Origin of the sequence: Spirulina sp. 06S082, from assembly GCF_034932145.1 — a bacterium.
Taxonomy (GTDB): Bacteria; Cyanobacteriota; Cyanobacteriia; order Cyanobacteriales; family Spirulinaceae; genus CCY15215.
Genome location: NZ_JAYGHV010000016.1, coordinates 1 through 19,288 on the forward strand (window position 1 = coordinate 1; position 19,288 = coordinate 19,288).

Consider the following 19,288-nt stretch of genomic DNA (forward strand, 5'->3'; position numbering starts at 1 on the left):
AGGGGCTATGGGATAGAGAGGTGCGTAGTTCACCCAAGGAGAATCAATCTCTCGAAGCCAAAATGAAGGGGATTTTTGAAATAGAATCCATGTCTTGTTTATATCTGACTATATTTTGGTTAACTATTAAATCTAGCTATTACTTTAGAGAAAATGAGAAAACGATCGCTGACTTCTTTTTGCTTGACAAGTTTGGGTTTGACTGCTTTTAATCTGGCGATCGCCTTGGCGATGCCTGCTTATAGTGCCGAAAAAATTATCTTGCGTTACGGTCCTCTGGAATTTACCTTGAGGCGAGAGTCTTTGGAACACTATGCCGAAAAAGGAACGATCGCGCCAGATTTAGATGACTTTACAACCCGATTGAATAAAAATCAACGACAACAATTGCGAGAGGTCCTCTCAGCCAAAGCTGAACTCGATACTGTTGCAGTTTCGCAATTCTTCTATTCCACCCAAGGAGAAGCCATTTTAAATCTCCTGGGCAAGGTGGTACAAACGAGATCGGGAGAGTCGGGATTTTATGCCCTGCGATCGGCGCTAATTTTAGCCTCTGCCGATGAAAAAGGGCTTACCCCTTTAAATATCATCAAAAAGTTTCCCACCTCTGAAATTTTGCTCAATTCTGCTTCTGCTTTCGATCTGTTGAACCAAGCGAGTCAATCTGTTCAAATGACCCAAAAGGCGATCGCCGCGATCGAGTCGGAAGTGTCCAATACCGATGCAGTGCAGGGAGATTTCCCCCTAGATTTGCAGGTAGTTGGGGAGACAGCTTATACGAAAATAACTCTTATTCTTAACGATCGCGATCGCGATCGGGCTTTTCCTGCGGATCTCTATCTTCCCGATCGCCGCAATCTCGATCTCTCTCCTTTAATAATTATTTCCCACGGTTTGGGTTCCGATCGCCAAACCTATACCTATCTCGCTCAACACCTTGCCTCTCACGGTTTTGCCGTTGCTGTCCCCGAACATTCCGGCAGTAATTCTCAACAGTTACAAAACTTAGCAAAAGGCTTGGTTCAAGATATCAGTCCTCCTCGGGAATTCATCGATCGCCCCCTCGATATTCGATTTTTACTCGATCGGCTGGCAGAAAAATACGGTCATCGTCTGAACTCACAGCGCGTCGGGGTTCTCGGTCAATCTTTTGGCGGTTATACAGCACTGGCTCTCGCTGGAGCCGAGTTAAACTTTCCGCAACTGGAGGCACAATGTCAACTAAAGAATTATTCTCTGAATTTGTCTCTTTTACTACAATGTCCGGCACAGGCTCTTGCGGGACAAAAATACACCTTGCACGACGATCGCATTGCGGCAGTTATGGCGATCAATCCCATTACCAGCAGTGTTTTTGGGGATGCAGGGATGGGATCGATCCAAATTCCTACGGCGATCGTGACGGGAAGTGCCGATACGGTTGCTCCTGCGTTAGCCGAACAAATTTTACCTTTTACGGCTCTCGTTACACTCCATAAATATCTTATTTTGTTAAAAGGTGGCACTCACTTTTCGACCCTGGGTATCTCTTCTGATGACATTGCCCTGCCTCCTCGTGTCATCGGTCCCGATCCGGCGATCGCCCGCGATTATATGAAAGCCCTCGGTTTAGCCTTTTTCGGCGCTTACATTGCGGGGGATTCTCAGTATGAATCTTATCTGAGTGCTGACTATACCCGACACCTACAGCGCCCAGAGATGCCCGTAAGTTTGGTTAAATCTTTACTTCGGGAGCAATTAAACTGATTTTGTCATCTCTTTTTGTCATCTCTCATTAGGTATAAATACTTTTACAAAAGTTTACAAAATATTACTAATTTTCATATAGAATATTAATTAATATGAACAAAGTCTAAGGAACGCCCCCTGGAAGATGTGGGAAAAATATCTCAAGACCTTTATTTAAAGAGATTTTTGGGCTAGAAGTAACTTCGATCGCGGCGATCGCGCTGAAATGAAACTCACTACTCATTATAAGATTTATTGCGTTTTATTAATTTTTAGCGTTGAGAAGCACGATGAGGGTACATTTTCCAATTCCTACTGTCTCTCCTCGAGGAAAAGCCTTAATTTGTCTGTTGTTCGAGATTTATAAACAAGGAGAAATTGCTCATGCTTGGCTCTATCAAAAAAATGTTTCAAGGAAAGTCTTATTATTTAGAAGATGGCTCAGAGTCTTCTACTGACGAACCCACTGTTTCTACTCCCACTACGGAAGAAAAGCCAGAACCTGTTGAAGCCGAAGCTGAAAAATCGGAAGATGTTCCTGCGGTAGAAGCTGAAACCAGCAAAGGTGGAACGAAAAAATCTAGTCAGAAAAAGGGCAAAAAAAAGGCTGCGGCTGTAGAGAAATTAGAGGAAGTCGTTCAACCGGAAGCACCGGCTGCAGTTTCTCCGAGTACATCTAATACCCTCGAACTGATTAAGGCAGCAGTTGAAAAACCGACACCTCAAGCCCAAGCAGACAGTAAAGAGGAAGGCTCAACTTTTGCTCCCGATTATTTACTTTATACCAAAACTCAAGCCAAGCGTCGTCCAGGAGCTTGTATGGATTCTTTCCTCAAGATGGCACGTCAAAAGTCCTAAAAAAGGAAGATGGGAGGGGAAAAGCATTTTCCTCTTCTCTCCCTCTCTTTTTTCTCTTCTTCTTTATTGCCCAAACCGCGAGCGATCGCATTCACAGAGCAAAGGTCCTAAAAGGTCGCGCATAACAGCGACGGGAACTTCAAGAAATTCGCTAACACTCTCGATAATGCCGTTAACATCCGAAGCTACACTCGCTAAGTTCTGCCCGTCGATGTACATATATTCAAGAGGATAGTTTCGGAAAAAGTCTAAAAGACTGATTTTATTATCATCTCGTGCAGACATGACGATCGCAGAACGTAGAGCCTGAATATTGGCGCGGTGAGATTTTGTGTGAATGATATTTCCTAACTCAAAAAGTGCGTATTCTGCGGGTAGGGTACTTAAAAGATCGTACAAAAAGAGAAAGTCAACACTGAGTTCTGAGGACATCAGCCGTCGTAATGTTTCTGGGTCTTGACCGGAATAGCGAACGAGCATTTTTACGTCTCGAGCAATTTCTCCTGTTTCAACAAAGGCTTCTAAGTTTTTAACCTTAAAACTTTGCTGAATGGGACCGTAGCTAACAACAATTTGTTCTGCGGCTTCGGTGGGAGGAGTACCGAGGAGAAAGCTCGCTCCTGCTCCTAAAAGGCATATTCCTCCCACAGAGAATATCTTAGCCGTTTTTTGAGTTAGTTTTTGAGTTAGTTTTTGGGTTAGGGATTTTAGTGGCGATCGCGATAACAAAGACATGGGTGCAATTTCCTTTAGCATTCAGGTAGGTGCTGGTTTAATATCGGGACGCGAAAGGGCGATCGCGTCCCATCTTGTTTAGAGGTTGTCTTATTCGGCGATGTTGCCTTGAGTCTCGACGGTAACAATTGCCTCGTCTGCATCGTCGCGATCGGCTTGGGTATTATCTGTTGTGGTTTGGGAATCTTTTTCCAACAGGTTTGTCATCGCATCACGGCAATTCTTGACCGTTTCTGCGGAAACGAGAGTTGCACCACTTTCGGCGGAAATAACATTTCCTTCCGAATCAACGGCCAATTTATCGCATTCACAAATCAGAGGTTCGAGGAGATTTCTTGCCACATTTAAAGCAGGCTCGATCTGAACCATAAAATTACTGACCTGATTGTAAACTGTTTGCATTCCACTCAAGTCAAGATTGAGAATATCGACGGGATAGCGTTGTACCACTTCTAAGAGGGAAATACGATTATCTCCTGCGAGAGAGCGCTCGATCGCATCCTTCAAACCGACAAGATTATCATCAACTTGACCCGTGTTAACGGCTTTATTGACCTGTAAAAGAACAAAGTCACCAATGGAACTTCCGAGGACATCCTGAACAAAAGTCGGGCTGAGGCGAATTTCTAGAGTCAGAAAATTCTGTAAGATTGAGGGTATATCCTCGCCGATATTCTCTAAAAAGCTATTAACTTCGGAAGGAAGTTCTCCCGTTTGAGCAAAATTGACTAGAAAGCCGGTAGGAATGGTAATTTCGGTTTCTTGATATTTAACATTGATGATGTCTGTGGCTGCGGCTGGCATTCCCCCGAAGATCAGCCCGGCACCAATACCGATCGCGCAACTTTGCCCGATTGTTTTGACTTTTGTTAAAGATTTGCGGAATTGAGTCCCGATTTGACGGAATTGAAAGGTAGACGACATGACCGACACTCCAAAATTGAGAAGGAATAAATGATTTTTAAAAAGGATAACAGTTCGTTTTGATACTCAGTATATGGCAAATTACGGAAATTGTTCGATTTTCTGCGGGTTTTCTTATTTTCTCGGACTTTCTTCAAGATTCGATCGCAATCTAGCAAGTATTTATACTAGAAGCGTCTCGGTGCGATCGCATTTTCTGCAAATAATAGCCAACCAAATACAAGGAGCCGCCTAAAACCACCCCATAATCTGTAGTTATTGCTTCATTTAGTGCAGGAAAAAGGTCGAAGTAAGTTTGACAAAAAAGTAATTCTGGACAAATTTGTTTTGCTAATGTTTCTAATTGCTTGGGTTCGGTATAGTCTTTATGGGGAACGGGAACGAGATATAAGCGATCGCCTGGTCGCAGTAATGCGGCTAAAATTCCTTTTTGATCTTTGCTGGCTAAAATGCCGATAACCCAGGCGATCGGAGTATTCAATGTTTCCACATATTGGCGTAGCATTTGAGCGGCTACGGGGTTATGTGCGCCATCTATGAGGATTTTCTGTTGTTTCCATTGCGTCCATTGTAAGCGACCTAACCAGCGCGTTTTAGCAATACCGATTTGGATGGATGCTTGAGAGATATGCCAGCCTTTTTGTTGCAGGACTTGGAGTGCGGCGATCGCGATCGCGGAGTTCATTAATTGGACATCTCCCAGCAAAGGTAATTCATATTCAATCTTGTTAAATTTGGCTCGATTTTCTGCAATTCTCTCTGCGGGTTTAACCCAGATACTCGGACAATTTAAAGTTTGTATTCTTTCTTGAATGACGGGTTTTGCTTCTCTTGGCAATTGACCTATAATTGCCGGACAATTTGGTTTTAAAATCCCTGCTTTTTCTCTGGCAATTTCAGCGACAGTATCGCCTAAAATCTGCCAATGTTCTCGACTGAGAGATGTAACGATCGTAACGAGAGGGGAATCACAAACATTGGTTGCATCTAATCGTCCTCCTAAACCCACTTCCATGATGGCAATATCAACATTTTCTCTGGCGAAATAAAGCCATGCGGCGGCGGTAAATATTTCAAATTGAGTGGGGGGAAATTCTGGCGCGATCGCGGCAATTACTTCTTTTACTATTTCTTCTAATTGTTGAGACTCAATTTCTCGTTCATTAATACAGATTCGTTCTGTCCAACTAACTAAATGAGGAGAAGTATAACGACCCACTTTATAGCCAGCAACGGTTAAAGTTGAAGATAAATAAGCACAAACTGAACCTTTGCCATTTGTTCCGGCAATGTGGGCGATCGGGACGCTATGATGAGGATTTCCTAAACGATTTAGAAGAAAATTAATGCGTTCTAATCCTAAATTAATACCGAATTTTTGCCAAGGGTTGAGAAGCTCGTTAATTGTCATTAATATTTATATTGAGAATTTGTTTTACTTTGATTTATAATTAGGATAGTTCATAGAGCGCGATCGCATTGGAGATTTATCTTTATGGTACAAGCTATTCCCAAGTCTCTAACATTGGCAGAATTTCTCAAACTCCCAGAAACAAAACCCGCTAGGGAATACATCGACGGGACAATTATACAAAAACCAATGCCACAAGGAAAACACAGTGTAATTCAAGGTGAACTCTCCGCCGCAATTAATGCTATTCTTAAGCCCGCTAAAGTTGCCAGAGTTTTTACTGAACTACGCTGTACTTTTGGCGGGCGATCGATCGTTCCAGATGTATGTACATTTGTTTGGGAGAGAATTCCTCGCGATGAGGATGGTACAATTGCCAATGTTTTTCGAGCATCTCCAGATTGGACAATAGAAATTCTCTCTCCCGATCAAAATCAAACTAGGGTCATTAAAAATATTCTCTATTGTTTGCAGCATCAAACCCAAATGGGTTGGCTAATCGATCCGAGAGAGGAAACAGTCTTAGTTTATCGCCCTCAGCAGCAAGTTGAACTCTTTGATGAACCTCACCAAGTTCTTCCCGTACCTCCCTTTGCTAAGGACTTTAAACTCACGGTAGAGGCACTATTTGGCTGGCTGTTGGAGTAGTCTATGAGTTTAACTCAAAACAATAAAATAAAATCCTCTCCCGAACAATCGAGAGAGAATTTTGCGATCTGACTCCTTTTAAAATGACTCTTTTTAAAATTGGTAGTCGTATTAGTGCTACTTTACAAATTTGGTAATTCTGCTTCAAACGCTTTGCGATCGGGAAAAATATTAAATACTCGATCCATGCTAGTTAACTCAAACAGCATAGAAATTTGTTCGTTAATGGAGCAAATACAAAGAGAAGCACTTGCGGCTCTCACAGTTTTAAGAGCGAGAACTAAAGCACCCAGTCCCGAACTGTCCATAAAGGTGACATCCTTAAAATCGATCAAAATTATCTCGGCACCTCCATTTTTGACGCTTTCACCGATCTCGTTGCGAAATTCGCTGGCTTTTGTTCCATCTAAAATCCCAGCAGGTTCGACGATTTTAACTTTTTTATTGGTAGAACTCATACTTCCCATAAGTTGGTTAACGCGATTTAAATTAATAACACTTTACGCTTCCGATATCCCAGTTGCGATCGAATCTCGATAACGGTCAAGTTCTCCTCATTAAACTGGATGGAGCGGTATTTTGGCAACTTGGTAGATGCAGGATAATCCCTTAATCATAACAATCTTGCGAGATTGTGGAAACTGAGAGGATAAAGGTGATGGCAAAAATGCAACAGGAGCAATTCTGTCAAGCCCGTAGAAATCTTGTCGTCTCGTTATGCCCTAAAATTGGAGGCAAGGATTCGCAGAGGGAGGGACGGAAATGGAGACTTATGATGTCATTGTCATTGGTGCGGGTCATAACGGTTTGGTCTGTGCTGCTTACTTGCTTGAAGCGGGTTACAGCGTTTTGCTCTTGGAGTCGCGATCGCTACCAGGGGGTGCTGCAACGACGGAAGAAGCCCTTCCCAAGGACGCACCAGGCTTTAAATTCGATCTTTGCGCGATCGACCACGAAGCGATTCATCTCGGTCCAGTGGTGGAAGAATTGGAACTAACGAAATATGGGTTGGAATATTTACCTTGCGATCCGGTGTTATTTTGTCCGCAACCCGATGGTACAAATTTTCTTGCTTGGCGATCGGTGGAGCGCACCCGCAAAGAAATTGCCCGTTACAGCGATCGCGATGCTCGTAAATATGTTGAATTTATCGACTATTGGCAGCATTTGAATGGTGCCCTCGCACCGATTTTTAATGCCTCTCCGATGGCTCTCCTCGATATTGCGGGGAACTACGATCGCGAGAATTGGCAAGATTTATGGACGGTTTTTGGCTCTAGAAACAAAGTTCTCGATTTTGTTCATAATCTTGTTACTTCTCCGACGAATCTTCTCAATGAATGGTTTGATAGCGAAACCGTGAAAGCCCCCCTCGCTTGTCTCGCGGCGCAAATTGGCGCACCTCCTTCTCAAAAAGGAATTGCGATCGGGGCGATGCGAATGGCGATGCGTCACGATCCTGGGCTATTTCGACCGCGAGGAGGGTCAGGAGCGCTGGTTGCAGCCCTGGTTCGACGCATTGAGGATAGGGGGGGTAAAATCCTGACGGAACAACGGGTAGAGCGCGTTTTAGTCAACAATGCGGGACGAGTAGAAGGGGTGCGGGTTGGTAATGGGACGGAATATCGCGCTAATACGGGAGTAATTTCTAATATTGATGCTCGTCGCTTATTTTTGGAGTTGTGCGATCGCGTCGATGTAGACTGTGCTGCACCGAAGTTAAGGGAGACATTAGAGCGACGTATTGTTAACAATAATGAAAGCGTGCTTAAAATTGATTTGGCGCTCTCAGAAGCGCCGCAATTTATGGCTTACGATCGCCCCGATGAGGCACTGGTGGGATCGATTTTAATTGCTGATTCGGTGAATCATGTAGAAAAAGCACACGCTTTCTGTTCTTTTGGGGAAATTCCTTCAGATCCGGTTTTATATGTTGTTTGCCCGACCTTACTCGATCCAAGTTTAGCACCAGAAGGAAAGCATACTTTATGGGTTGAATGTTTTGTTCCTTATCAAATTGCTCACCATGAAGGACTGGGGTTAAAGGGGACAGGATGGACTGAAGAATTAAAAGCAGAAGTGTGCGATCGCGTTTTGGATAAATTAGCAGCTTATGCCCCCAATATTCAGCGATCGGTTATTGCTCGTCGCATCGAAAGTCCACCAGAACTCGAGCAGCGTTTGGGACTAGCAAAAGGAAGCCCTTATCAGATCGATATGACCTTAGATCGCATGATTTTCTTCCGTCCCTTAGCAGAATTAGCAGATTATAAAACTCCCATTGATGGGTTATTTTTAACAGGAGCAGGGACTCATCCAGGAGGGGGAATTTCCGGAATGCCAGGACGCAATTGCGCCCGTGCTTTCATCCAAAATCAACAGCCTTTTTTAGAAAAACTAACCGACGCACAAAACTCTCTTGTTTCTCTGTTGCGATCGGCATTAGGAATCAACAAAAAGGATGAATAATAATTGATAATTGATAACTAAAATGCGCGAACCTAAGAAAAACTTGTTTTTTTATCATCTGTTTAAATGGTCGATTGTGAGTCCGATGCTACACGGCTATTTTCGCGGGCGTATTTATGGCGTAGAAAATGTTCCTCAAGAGGGTCCTTTAGTGGTTGCGAGTAATCATGCCAGTAATTTCGATCCCCCCATTGTTTCTAATTGTGTCTGTCGTCCCGTGGCATTTATGTCCAAAGAAGAGTTATTTAAAATTCCGATTTTAAAACAAGCAATAGAGTTATATGGTGCCTATCCCGTCAAGCGTTCTTCCGCCGATCGCAGTGCGATTAAAGCAGCAATTTCATCCTTAAACGAAGGTTGGGCTGTAGGCATATTTTTACAAGGAACTCGCACGCTAGATGGGAAAGTCACTGAACCAAAATTAGGCGCAGCGATGATTGCAGCTAAGGCAAAAGTTCCCATTCTTCCGGTGAGTTTGTGGGGAACAGAAAAGATATTACAAAAAGGTTCTTCTTTTCCTCATCTTGTACCCGTAACAGTCCGAATTGGTGAGGCGATCGATCCTCCAAGTTCGAGTAAAAGAGATGAGCTACAATCTGTAACAGAAAAGTGTGCAGAAGCAATTAATTCTCTGCACGCTTTAGGGCGATAATATTGCTTTTAACTGTCGAAAAGCATCTCAATTTGAGAAGAAAATGGCAACATCAGTAGAATATGAAAGAGCGATCGCGGCTTTGCAATGGGAGGAATTGCGATCGCTTTGGGAAAATATCGAGCAAGGCAATACTACCCCTGATTGGGAGCCGGGTAAAGCCTTTGAATACTTAGTTTTACGAGCTTTTCAGCTTGATAGAGCTACAGTCAGATATCCTTATAGTGTGAAGTTATTTGAGGAAAATGTCGAACAAATTGATGGGGCTGTCTATTGTAGTGGACTTTCTTGTATAATCGAGAGTAAAGATTGGGCAAAAGATGTCGATATTGGTCCCATTGCCAAACTTCGCAACCAGCTTTTGCGTCGTCCTCCAAGCACAGTGGGTTTAGTGTTTAGTCGAACTGATTTTACTAATCCTGCTCGTAAACTTTTAACTTTTTCTGCTCAACCTACTATTCTTCTTTGGACTGGAAATGAATTAAAATATTCACTGGAGCAGGAAAAGATGTGCGAATATTTAACATACAAATATCGTGCTTGTGTAGAGGAAGGAATACCCGATTTTGACTTTAGAGAGGTGGTATAAACCATGAACGCTTACATTGTTACTGAAGTTGCTTTTGACGAACATTTACTTCGCAGTTTAATTCCTGAAGATTTACTCAATGATGTTGGACTTTTTGCCGCAGGAAAAACATCTGGTTTGAAGTCTTTTGCTCGTTCTGTCGTTGTGCGTCGGCAAATCCCAACTGTTATTGTTGCTGATGCTGATTCAATGATACCAGAATTAATTGAATATCGTCGTCGAGATATTAAAGAAATTGTAGAAATTTTAGCAATTGATATTCCTGTTGAAGTCATTCTCGCCGAACCGGAAATGGAATGTATTTTATTTTACGATCGCTCTTTTCTGGCGCGAGTTTTTGGTGGCGATCTTTCTGAAGAGAAAATCGAGTTAGCAAAACTTCAGCCGAAAAAAGCCTTAGAACAATTAATTTCTCAGTCAAACAAATTCGATAATATGATTGAATTATTGAGCGTGTTAACAGATGAAGATATTGAGATTTTACGTCAAGCACCCACGATTCAAGAAACTATTCAATTTCTGCGATCGGCACGCAAACTTACACTTGTTTAATCAATTTACAATTAGCGACTTTTTCTCTTTTGAATTATGGGTTTCAAGAACTAAACTTTAACAAAATTATTGCTTGCGTTAGCAACAATAATCCGGCTTCTTGGCACGTGGCTGAAAAAGTGGGGATGCACTATGAGAAAATAATAGAAGCAAATCCGGAAGAGTATCGCGATCGCGGCAAACAATATGCGATCGATCGTGAAGAATTTCAGGAAAAGCGATCGCCTAAAAATACCCCGATCGCCTAAATTAGAGTAATATAAATTCAGATCGCCAACTTGATGCGCGATCGCCTTTTATCTTTTCGTGAAAAAAGGAACGATATTATTATGAAAATAGCTTTAAAATCTGCCTCGATCGCCACACTTTTAGCAACAATGCTTTTAGGGTGCGGACAGTCCCCAGAAAGTACGGATACGCAATCTTCAGAAAGTACAACAACTGAGAAATTTGTCGCTATTACCCAAATTGTCGAACACCCTGCCCTTGATGCAACCCGAGATGGAGTTAAAGATGAATTAGCAGAGGCAGGATTAAAAGAGGGAGAAAACTTAAAATGGCAGTGGGAAAGCGCTCAAGGTAATCCTAGCACTGCTGCACAAATTGCTAGTAAATTTGTTGGCGATCGCCCTGATGTTATTGTGGCGATCGCGACTCCTTCCGCACAAGCTATTATTTCTGCGACAAAAGAAATCCCTGTTATTTTCACTGCTGTTACCGATCCCATCGGAGCAAAATTGGTAGAAAATCTGGAAAAACCGGGAGAATTAGTAACAGGAGTTACGGATCTTTCTCCCATTGGCGAACAATTGGATTTAATCAAAGAAATTACACCGGAAGTAAAGCGCGTTGGTGTACTTTATAGTGCCGGAGAATCTAATTCTGTGAGTTTGGTAGAATTGTTAAAAAAAGAAGCAATATCTCGCAATTTAGAAATTGTTGAAGCAACTGCCACACAATCGAGTAATGTAGCCACAGCAGCACAGAGTTTAATCGGGAAAGTAGATGCTATTTATGTTCCCACGGATAATACTATTGTTTCAGCTTTAGAAGCAGCAATTCAAATCGCGACAGAGAACAAAATTCCCCTTTATGCAGGAGATACCGATTCCGTCGAAAGAGGTGCGATCGCGGCACTGAGTTTCAACTATTATGATGTGGGCAGACAAACGGGAAAGATTGTTCTTGAAGTCTTAGAAGGTAAAAAACCGGGGGATATTCCCGTACAATCTGTAGAGAAACTACAATTATTTGTGAATCTCAAAGCAGCAGAAGCAATGGGAGTAGAAATTCCTGAAAGTGTGAGAGCTAAAGCAGAGAAGGTGATACAATAAAGAAAATCTTGCAAGTTACAGAATCTAACTTGCAAGAATTATTCAGAGTTTATTGGGTTATGTTGAGTTTATCCGTTAGCATCTATGCAGGCAGCGAGTTCCTCTTGATATTCAGAGGCAAGTTCGTCTACGTCTTCCTCAGTAATACTATCGAGTTCCTCTTCAGCCATAATAGCATCAAACCAACAAGCACAAGCTAATTCGCCTATTCCTTCTGCATCGCATCTGTCTAGCATTGCGCCATCAATTTCAATGGTAGTTTCTTCTGCCCGAAGCGGAGAAGAAGTTAATGCCATCGCGCCAATACTAAACAATAAAACTGCGGCAAATGAGGTGGAGACTTTAAGATACCTTTCCATGGATTTCTCTCTTTTTTTTGAGAAAATAATTTGTTTGTAGTCAATCGCTCCAATACTCGCTAATACTGGATTGATTTGGGTTTAGTCTTCTAATCATGGCACAAGAAAAAAAAATTCGCTGAAATTTAATTCAAATCATTTAAAATTCAAATCAGTTTATAGTATTTATAAAGTTCAGATGAATATAATTGCTTTTTTTGGTGCAATTGAACTAGGTTTGCTCTACGCTTTAGTGGGCATTGGCGTGTATTTATCTTTCCGTGTATTGGACTTTCCCGACTTAACAGTTGATGGTAGTTTTCCGTTAGGAGGTGCGGTTGCAGCGACTTTAATTGCTAATGGGATCGATCCTTATTTAGCGACGGGAGTGGCAATTTTTGCGGGAGGAATAGCGGGTTTGATTACGGCATTTCTCAACGTACAATTTAAGATTTTGCACCTTCTTGCCAGTATTTTAACGGCGATCGCGCTTTACTCAATTAATTTACGCATTATGGGCAAACCCAATGTTTCTTTATTGGGACAGTCTACCGCGATCGCGCCTCTAGAAGAACTCTTGAATTTTATGCCCAGTTGGGTTGCAACACCCCTTATTTTATTGATTTTAGTATTATTAATTAAATTCTGCCTCGATTATTTTCTCAACTCAGAATTAGGTTTAGCAATGCGGGCAACGGGTACAAATCCAACAATGGCAAAAGCCCAAGGAATTTATACCGATCGCCTAATTCTTTTAGGCATAGTAATGAGTAATGCTTTAGTGGCTTTTGCAGGCGCTTTATTTGCTCAATTATATGGATTTGCGGATGTGACAATGGGAATGGGAACGATTATTTTTGGCTTGGCTGCGGTCATTATTGGCGAGAGATTGATTACTAATTCTAGCGTGCAATGGGCAACATTTAGCGCAATTTTAGGAGCAATTTCCTATCGCATTGCTGTCGCTTTTGCCTTTAATTTAGATTTCCTCGGTTTTCAAACCCAAGACTTAAATTTAGTAACAGCAATTTTAGTGGGAATTGCCCTGATTTCCCCCAAATCTTTGCCCAAAAAGTTATCCTCAAAATAAAAAAATGATTCAATTAGAAAAGATTCAAGTTAAATTTAATCCCGATACACCTCTGGAAACCATCGCCTTAAAAGCAATTGATTTGACAATTCCAGAAGGTCAATTTGTCACCGTTATTGGCAGTAATGGGGCAGGAAAATCAACTTTATTAAATGTACTGAGTGGGGATATTATTCCTCAACAAGGGAGAGTTTTAATTGGCGATCGCGATGTCACTCACTGGCAAACTGCAAGGCGATCGCAATGGGTTGCAAGAGTGTTTCAAAACCCTTTAGCGGGAAGTTGTCCCGATCTAAGCGTAGAGGAGAATTTAGCATTAGCTTATCGTCGAGGTAAAGAAAGACGCTTACAACCGGCTTTGAATCATCGCTTACGAGAAATGTTTCGGGAAAAATTGGCGAGTTTGGGACTGGGGTTAGAGAAAAGATTGCGCGATCGCATGGGACTATTATCAGGAGGTCAGCGTCAAGCCGTTAGTTTACTCATGTCCACTTTATCATCTCATCAAATTCTTTTACTTGACGAACATACCGCAGCCCTCGACCCAAAAACAGCCGCTTATATTCTACAATTAACCCAGCAAATTGTGGCAGAAAGAAACCTAACAACATTAATGGTCACTCATAGTATGGGGCAAGCGTTGGAGTTGGGAACTCGCACTCTCATGTTACACGAAGGAAAGATTATTTTTGACATCCAAGATAAAGCGCGATCGGGTTTAAAAGTAGGAGATTTACTCGATCTATTTCATCAGCAACAACAAGAAAATTTAGCGGATGATGCGTTACTTTTAGGGTAAAATTTACTAAAAATGTTTCCCCGGAATTTCCAGCCATTCACAGAGAATTGAGGTATCGATGATTAATATTTTTTGCTTCATTTTGTCTCTCTAAAGTCTTTGCAAGCTATTTTCTAATAAACTTTCTCGAACAATTTCGCCTAACGATCCTGAAGAAATTAATTTAGCTAAATTATCCATATCTTCTAGAGGGATAATTTGACTTTCTCCAGTTTCCATATTGCGATACACAATCATAACAAAGGGCAGAAAATCTGGGATTAATTCATCGAGTAATGCGGGATTATGAGTAGTTAATAAAACATCAATCTGGCGTTTTTTTCCAATATCTCGTAACATCTCTAGAAGTAATCCGGCACGAGAAGGATGTAAACCATTTTCTACTTCTTCAATTACAACCAAACTATGTGCAGGTAGAGTGAGCATTGCTGTTAAAAGCGCCAAAAATTTTAAGATTCCATCAGACATTACTCTTGGGTAAATTTGAAGAGGTGATGCCTTTTCATTCAGAGTTTCCTCACAGTACAAGATGGCATCTTCACCCCGCGATCCAACAATTTCTACCCATACTTTTTCAATTTTGAATTCAGGAATTTGAGCAAGATAACAGCATAACTCATTTTCCAGACTCAATTTTTGATGTTCTGGTAATGCTGCTATTACACCTGCTATATTTGAAGCATCCCGTTCTAAGTTTGGGGAAAGTTTAGAATAGTTTCTCATTTTAGAAGGAATCGGATTAAAAACAAAAATCTTTCGCAAGAGATCGAAGGTTTTTACATGAGCAACTTGAGCATTTTGGAGAGAATCAAAACCAGAACATAGAACTTTTTTTTCTACATATAGTGGATAAGATGGTTGTTCTGTCCACAATCTTTCATAGGCTTCGAGATGTTCTTGTCTAATTTCATAATAACTTGCATCAGGTAATAAAGAATTTATTTCAATTGGTTCGAGATGTTCTCTATTTTTTTCTGTAATCAAATTTATAGACTCGTGTTTTAAAGATAAGCCTTTGTTTGTATCAATTGTTACACTGTAAAGATAATCGGAATATTGGTCTCCATCAATAACAACTTTCAAACTAAATTCATATTCCGATTTTCGAGTTGCCCATTCAGATCCGCCTCGAATTTCTAATGTATTGCCGTTACCATTGAGTGCAGTTTCAACTGTTTCCTTTCTAGCAATGCGACTCAAAAAATCGAAAGCATCAATAATATTCGATTTTCCACTGGCATTTTTACCAATCAAAACAGTTATCGGATCGATATATAAATCGGCTTTTCGGAAACTTTTCCAATTTTCTAGGGTTAGTTTTTTAATCATGACAAACTTATAGATTTCTAAATAATTAATTGGTACAACTGAGAAGTAAACCAGTGAGAAAAAAGGGTTTGCGGCGACCGAAAGGGGTTTGCGCGATCGCAGCAATAGCCAATAATCAGGGTGCATCTCAGTTTTGTAAAAATAGCGAGCAAGATGTTTGTCCTTTGGACACGCTACGCGAACGCACTACCCCCATTATGGTTTATTGTAGTGGGAGCGTCTCGCTCCCTAGCTCTAATTATTCGGAGCAATGTTGTTTGAGATGCACCCAATAATCAGTCCCGCAAACCCAAGAATATTCCCTGCTAAAATTTCGCGTTTAGTCCTTTCTCTCCGTCATAAATCTAAATCGCAGAATTCAGATTTTAATTCGCGTTCCATCAAGGCTTGAACCGCTTCTTGAGGGGTAATGCGACCCCGTAAAAGACGATGAACTTGACGAGAAATAGGAACAGGAATGCCTTCGCGATCGGCAAGTTTAATCAAAACATTAGTCGTATTAACCCCCTCTGCGGTACCCACCAAATTTTCTAAAATTTCCTCTAAAGTTTTACCTTGAGAAAGGCCGTAACCTACCTGATAGTTACGAGAAAGAGGACTATCACAAGTTGCGAGTAAATCGCCCAAACCTGATAACCCAAAAAATGTTTCGGGATCGGCACCTAAATGCGCCCCTACGCGAATCATTTCCGGTAAAGCCCGCGTTAGTAAAGCAGCTTTGGCATTGGTTCCTAATTGCAGTCCATCGCAGACTCCCGAGGCGATCGCCATGACATTTTTTAAAGTTCCTCCCAATTCTGTGCCAATGGGGTCGCCGTTAACATAAACTCGAAAACTATCACAGGAAAACAATTCTTGCACGATTTCTGCCGCTTGTTCGTTTTGGCTGGCTACCACCGTTGCAGCCGGCAATTCTTTCATAATTTCCTTAGAAAGATTTGGCCCCGATAAGACGACAATGGGATGATCGGGAAAGGCTTCTTGCCATATTTGTGAGGGAGTACAAGTAGTCAGAGGATCTAAGCCTTTAGTGGAGGTAACAAAGATAATATCCTCGGGAATTTCTAATTTTTGCAACTGTTCGACTACCGATCGCACTCCTTTCATCGAGACGGCTGACAGAATGACTTTCGCCCCGGCGATCGCCTTGGCTAAAGGTTCGGAACTACGACGAGACCACAACCGCACGCGGTGATTGCTGCGTTCTGATACTTTAGCGAGAGCCGTTCCCCACGCTCCTGAACCAATCACAGTTAAGCGAGTAGGGAGATCGGGAGAAAAAGAAAGAAAATCAACTTGGTCTTGAGTTTCTCCTGGAGAGAGAGTCTCAAAAGCGTTAGAGTCCGTAGTTGCTTGATTAGTCATATAATTCCCTAAATTCAACAAAAACCGAATCTCAATAATTTTTCCTTTGGGTAGAAGGATTGACGAGAACTGCCAACAACATTACTATCGGGGTTCGGGTGTTGAAGTTGAGGATTTCAAGATAGATATTTCTGTCGATCCTTAAGCTCGCAACACCCTCTTATAGTAGCGAATCCTCTCAAATTATTAAATTTAATTCGTCAAGCGTTAAATGTTCCTCTTTAAGATTTCCTATGACTTATCGCAATCCCATCCCGACAGTTGATATCATTATCGAATTAACCGATCGCCGCGATCGACCCATTATTCTCATTGAACGGCAAAACCCTCCTTATGGTTGGGCTATTCCTGGCGGTTTTGTGGACTATGGGGAAACAATGGAAACGGCTGCTATTCGAGAAGCTAAAGAAGAAATTAGCCTCAAGGTGGAACTTCTCGAACAATTTTACGTTTATTCCCACCCCGATCGCGATCCCCGCAAACATACTATTAGTGTTGTCTTTTTGGCCACAGCAACGGGAGAACCAAAAGCAGCAGACGATGCCAAAAACTTAGCCCTTTTCTCTCAATGGGAAATTCCTACAAATCTCTGTTTTGACCACGCGCAAATCCTGAAAGATTATTGGTACTATCGTAACTATGGAATACGCCCTCGTTTGATTATACGCTCTTAAATATACCAAAAAGATAATGGTAAGGAAGAAAACAATTTCCTAAAGCCAGATTAGGAATATATAATAAATATGGTGGATTTGGAGAATTGCCGGATTTAGTTGTTTCCTCAACGAAATAAGTAGAAGAACGATTTACCTTATTTACAAATATAATATAGAGAGAAACTAAAAATGGATGCCGTTACAGAAAAAGCCAACAATTTGTTGATTGTTGATGATACACCTGCTAATCTCCGTTTGCTGTCTACCATGCTAGGGGGAAAAGGATATAAAGTTCGCAGCGTAATGAATGGACAAATGGCTATTAAAGCGGCACAAGCCAAGCCTCCTGATTTAGTTTTATTGGATATTAATATGCCGCAAATGAATGGCTATGAAGTTTGTACGCACTTGAAGGAGGATGAGAGGACGCGAGACATTCCTGTGATTTTTTTAAGTGCTTTAGATGATGTTTTGGATAAAATTAAAGCCTTTACCGTTGGGGGAGTGGATTATATTACTAAACCTTTTCATTTGGAAGAAGTATTAATCCGCGTACAAAATCATATTGCCCTCAAAGAAGCTAAAAATGAAATTGCCCGCAAGTCGGAGGTTTTAGAAGCCTTTAGCAATAATCTCAAAGCGTTACATCGTTTGGATACAACGGAGTATCAAGATTTTACCGCACAATTTGCAGATTATCTCGCGACGGGGTGTAAGATTCTCGGATTTCCAACGGGTGTTATTAGTAAGATTGAAGGAGATATTTATACTATTAAAGCCGCGCGATCGCCCTGGGATTTTCTTCAGCAAGATCGAGAATTTGCTTTAGAAGATACTTTTTGTATCGCAACAGTAAAAAGTAAGTCAACTCTCGCTTATGATAATATTAGTCAAATTCCTGAATTAGCCGAGCATCCTGGATATAAGAATTATACTTTGCAATCTTATCTCGGTACGCCTATTTGGGTCAATGGCAAAATTTATGGAACGCTGAATTTTTCTTCGCAGGAAATTCGCGTCCAAAAATTTGAGGTACAAGAAAAAGAAATTATTGAATTAATGGCGCAAAGTTTAGGGAAGGCGATCGCGGCAGATCAAATTGAAAATCAACGTCGGGAAGCCGTGAAAGCATTACAAATAGAGCAGCAAAAATCCGAGACTTTGCTCTTAAATATTCTCCCACAAAAGATTGCTAAACGTCTCAAACAGGCACCAGAATCCATTGCTGAACAGTTTGATGAAGCAACAATTTTATTTGCTGATATTGTCGGATTTACTCAATTATCTACTCTGGTTAAACCTTTAGAATTGGTAAGTTTTCTCAATCAAATCTTTTCCGCTTTTGATAAATTAGCGTTAGAATTAGGAGTCGAGAAAATCAAAACAGTAGGAGATGCTTATATGTTAGCGGGAGGACTCCCCGTTGTGCGAGAAGATCATGTGGAAGCGATCGCCGATGCTGCATTAGAAATGCTGGAAACAATTCAAGATTTTCACTTATCCTTGACAGAGTTTGAAGGAAAACACGATCGCCAATTTGAGATTCGCATCGGCATTCATCTGGGATCGGTGGTTGCTGGAGTTTTAGGAACGAGCAAATTTTCTTACGATCTTTGGGGCGATACTGTTAATGTAGCCTCTCGCATGGAGTCTACAGGAGAACCAGGTAAAATTCAAGTAACCGAAATCGTTTATGAAAAACTCAAAGATCGTTATCTGCTGGAAAAAAGAGGATTGGTCGAAATCAAAGGCAAGGGAGAAATGGTAACATACTGGTTATTAGGAAAAAATGTTACTCATAACCAATAATA

At 41.3% G+C, this 19,288-nt stretch carries 20 protein-coding genes; 13 read left to right on the plus strand and 7 right to left on the minus strand.

The genetic code is table 11. The annotated features are described in order from the left end of the window. Positions 1-153 precede the first annotated feature (153 nt). Together VB714_RS02805 and VB714_RS02810 are read left to right on the plus strand one after the other, a co-directional pair. The gene (locus VB714_RS02805; RefSeq protein WP_323220959.1) at positions 154-1,746 is read left to right on the plus strand and encodes an alpha/beta hydrolase; all 1,593 of its coding nucleotides are present in this window, start codon (positions 154-156) and stop codon (positions 1,744-1,746) included. A gap of 366 nt (positions 1,747-2,112) precedes the next feature. Then, complete coding sequence (locus tag VB714_RS02810; RefSeq protein ID WP_323220961.1) at positions 2,113-2,586, plus strand: hypothetical protein; 474 nt, start codon at positions 2,113-2,115, stop codon at positions 2,584-2,586. A 63-nt stretch (positions 2,587-2,649) separates the two neighbouring features. Here the strand turns inward: VB714_RS02810 and VB714_RS02815 are convergent, their stop codons facing one another. The 3 genes from VB714_RS02815 to VB714_RS02825 form a co-directional block, all read right to left on the minus strand. Beyond that, positions 2,650-3,321, minus strand: coding sequence for an alpha/beta hydrolase (locus VB714_RS02815; RefSeq protein WP_323220963.1), 672 nt, complete (start codon positions 3,319-3,321; stop codon positions 2,650-2,652). A 90-nt stretch (positions 3,322-3,411) separates the two neighbouring features. Next, a complete protein-coding gene (locus VB714_RS02820; RefSeq protein ID WP_323220965.1) occupies positions 3,412-4,245 on the minus strand; it encodes an alpha/beta hydrolase in 834 nt (277 codons plus the stop codon). 151 nt (positions 4,246-4,396) lie between these two features. After that, a complete protein-coding gene (locus tag VB714_RS02825; RefSeq protein WP_323220966.1) occupies positions 4,397-5,656 on the minus strand; it encodes a folylpolyglutamate synthase/dihydrofolate synthase family protein in 1,260 nt (419 codons plus the stop codon). 84 nt (positions 5,657-5,740) lie between these two features. On the opposite strand from VB714_RS02825, the gene VB714_RS02830 reads away from it, so the two are divergent. Further along, the gene (locus tag VB714_RS02830; RefSeq protein ID WP_323220967.1) at positions 5,741-6,304 is read left to right on the plus strand and encodes a Uma2 family endonuclease; all 564 of its coding nucleotides are present in this window, start codon (positions 5,741-5,743) and stop codon (positions 6,302-6,304) included. 122 nt (positions 6,305-6,426) lie between these two features. Here the strand turns inward: VB714_RS02830 and VB714_RS02835 are convergent, their stop codons facing one another. Next, positions 6,427-6,762 carry an STAS domain-containing protein gene (locus tag VB714_RS02835; protein WP_323220969.1) on the minus strand — a complete coding sequence of 112 codons (336 nt, stop codon included), beginning with the start codon at positions 6,760-6,762 and terminating at the stop codon, positions 6,427-6,429. Between the two features lie 304 nt (positions 6,763-7,066). Between VB714_RS02835 and VB714_RS02840 the strand changes: the two genes are divergently transcribed. The 6 genes from VB714_RS02840 (at position 7,067) to VB714_RS02865 (ending at position 11,900) form a co-directional block, all read left to right on the plus strand. Further along, entirely contained in the window at positions 7,067-8,773 is a 1,707-nt protein-coding gene (locus tag VB714_RS02840; RefSeq protein WP_323220971.1) for an NAD(P)/FAD-dependent oxidoreductase, read from the plus strand. A 22-nt stretch (positions 8,774-8,795) separates the two neighbouring features. Continuing rightward, the gene (locus VB714_RS02845; protein ID WP_323220973.1) at positions 8,796-9,425 is read left to right on the plus strand and encodes a lysophospholipid acyltransferase family protein; all 630 of its coding nucleotides are present in this window, start codon (positions 8,796-8,798) and stop codon (positions 9,423-9,425) included. A gap of 43 nt (positions 9,426-9,468) precedes the next feature. Then, on the plus strand, positions 9,469-10,014 hold the full coding sequence (locus VB714_RS02850) for a restriction endonuclease (protein ID WP_323220975.1): 546 nt from the start codon (positions 9,469-9,471) through the stop codon (positions 10,012-10,014). Between the two features lie 3 nt (positions 10,015-10,017). Further along, positions 10,018-10,566 carry a hypothetical protein gene (locus tag VB714_RS02855; RefSeq protein ID WP_323220977.1) on the plus strand — a complete coding sequence of 183 codons (549 nt, stop codon included), beginning with the start codon at positions 10,018-10,020 and terminating at the stop codon, positions 10,564-10,566. After that, positions 10,566-10,814, plus strand: coding sequence for a GNAT family protein (locus tag VB714_RS02860; protein ID WP_323221009.1), 249 nt, complete (start codon positions 10,566-10,568; stop codon positions 10,812-10,814). Before VB714_RS02855 ends, VB714_RS02860 begins: the two co-directional genes overlap by 1 nt. Before the next feature lie 81 nt (positions 10,815-10,895). After that, positions 10,896-11,900 carry an ABC transporter substrate-binding protein gene (locus VB714_RS02865; RefSeq protein ID WP_323220979.1) on the plus strand — a complete coding sequence of 335 codons (1,005 nt, stop codon included), beginning with the start codon at positions 10,896-10,898 and terminating at the stop codon, positions 11,898-11,900. A 68-nt stretch (positions 11,901-11,968) separates the two neighbouring features. Here VB714_RS02865 and VB714_RS02870 read toward each other — a convergent pair whose 3' ends face one another. Further along, the gene (locus tag VB714_RS02870) at positions 11,969-12,259 is read right to left on the minus strand and encodes a hypothetical protein (RefSeq protein ID WP_323220981.1); all 291 of its coding nucleotides are present in this window, start codon (positions 12,257-12,259) and stop codon (positions 11,969-11,971) included. Positions 12,260-12,437: 178 nt separating this feature from the next. Between VB714_RS02870 and VB714_RS02875 the strand changes: the two genes are divergently transcribed. Both VB714_RS02875 and VB714_RS02880 read left to right on the plus strand, forming a co-directional pair. Further along, positions 12,438-13,328: an ABC transporter permease gene (locus VB714_RS02875; protein ID WP_323220983.1), complete on the plus strand. Its 891-nt coding sequence runs from the start codon at positions 12,438-12,440 to the stop codon at positions 13,326-13,328. A 4-nt stretch (positions 13,329-13,332) separates the two neighbouring features. Then, on the plus strand, positions 13,333-14,127 hold the full coding sequence (locus VB714_RS02880) for an ABC transporter ATP-binding protein (RefSeq protein ID WP_323220985.1): 795 nt from the start codon (positions 13,333-13,335) through the stop codon (positions 14,125-14,127). 90 nt (positions 14,128-14,217) lie between these two features. On the opposite strand, the gene VB714_RS02885 is transcribed toward VB714_RS02880, so the two are convergent. Both VB714_RS02885 and VB714_RS02890 read right to left on the minus strand, forming a co-directional pair. After that, on the minus strand, positions 14,218-15,456 hold the full coding sequence (locus VB714_RS02885) for an AAA family ATPase (RefSeq protein ID WP_416309589.1): 1,239 nt from the start codon (positions 15,454-15,456) through the stop codon (positions 14,218-14,220). A 336-nt stretch (positions 15,457-15,792) separates the two neighbouring features. Beyond that, on the minus strand, positions 15,793-16,821 hold the full coding sequence (locus VB714_RS02890) for an NAD(P)H-dependent glycerol-3-phosphate dehydrogenase (RefSeq protein WP_323220990.1): 1,029 nt from the start codon (positions 16,819-16,821) through the stop codon (positions 15,793-15,795). Positions 16,822-17,054: 233 nt separating this feature from the next. Between VB714_RS02890 and VB714_RS02895 the strand changes: the two genes are divergently transcribed. Both VB714_RS02895 and VB714_RS02900 read left to right on the plus strand, forming a co-directional pair. Then, on the plus strand, positions 17,055-17,495 hold the full coding sequence (locus VB714_RS02895) for an NUDIX hydrolase (protein ID WP_323220992.1): 441 nt from the start codon (positions 17,055-17,057) through the stop codon (positions 17,493-17,495). A 171-nt stretch (positions 17,496-17,666) separates the two neighbouring features. Then, positions 17,667-19,286: an adenylate/guanylate cyclase domain-containing protein gene (locus tag VB714_RS02900; RefSeq protein WP_323220994.1), complete on the plus strand. Its 1,620-nt coding sequence runs from the start codon at positions 17,667-17,669 to the stop codon at positions 19,284-19,286. Positions 19,287-19,288: the final 2 nt, after the last annotated feature.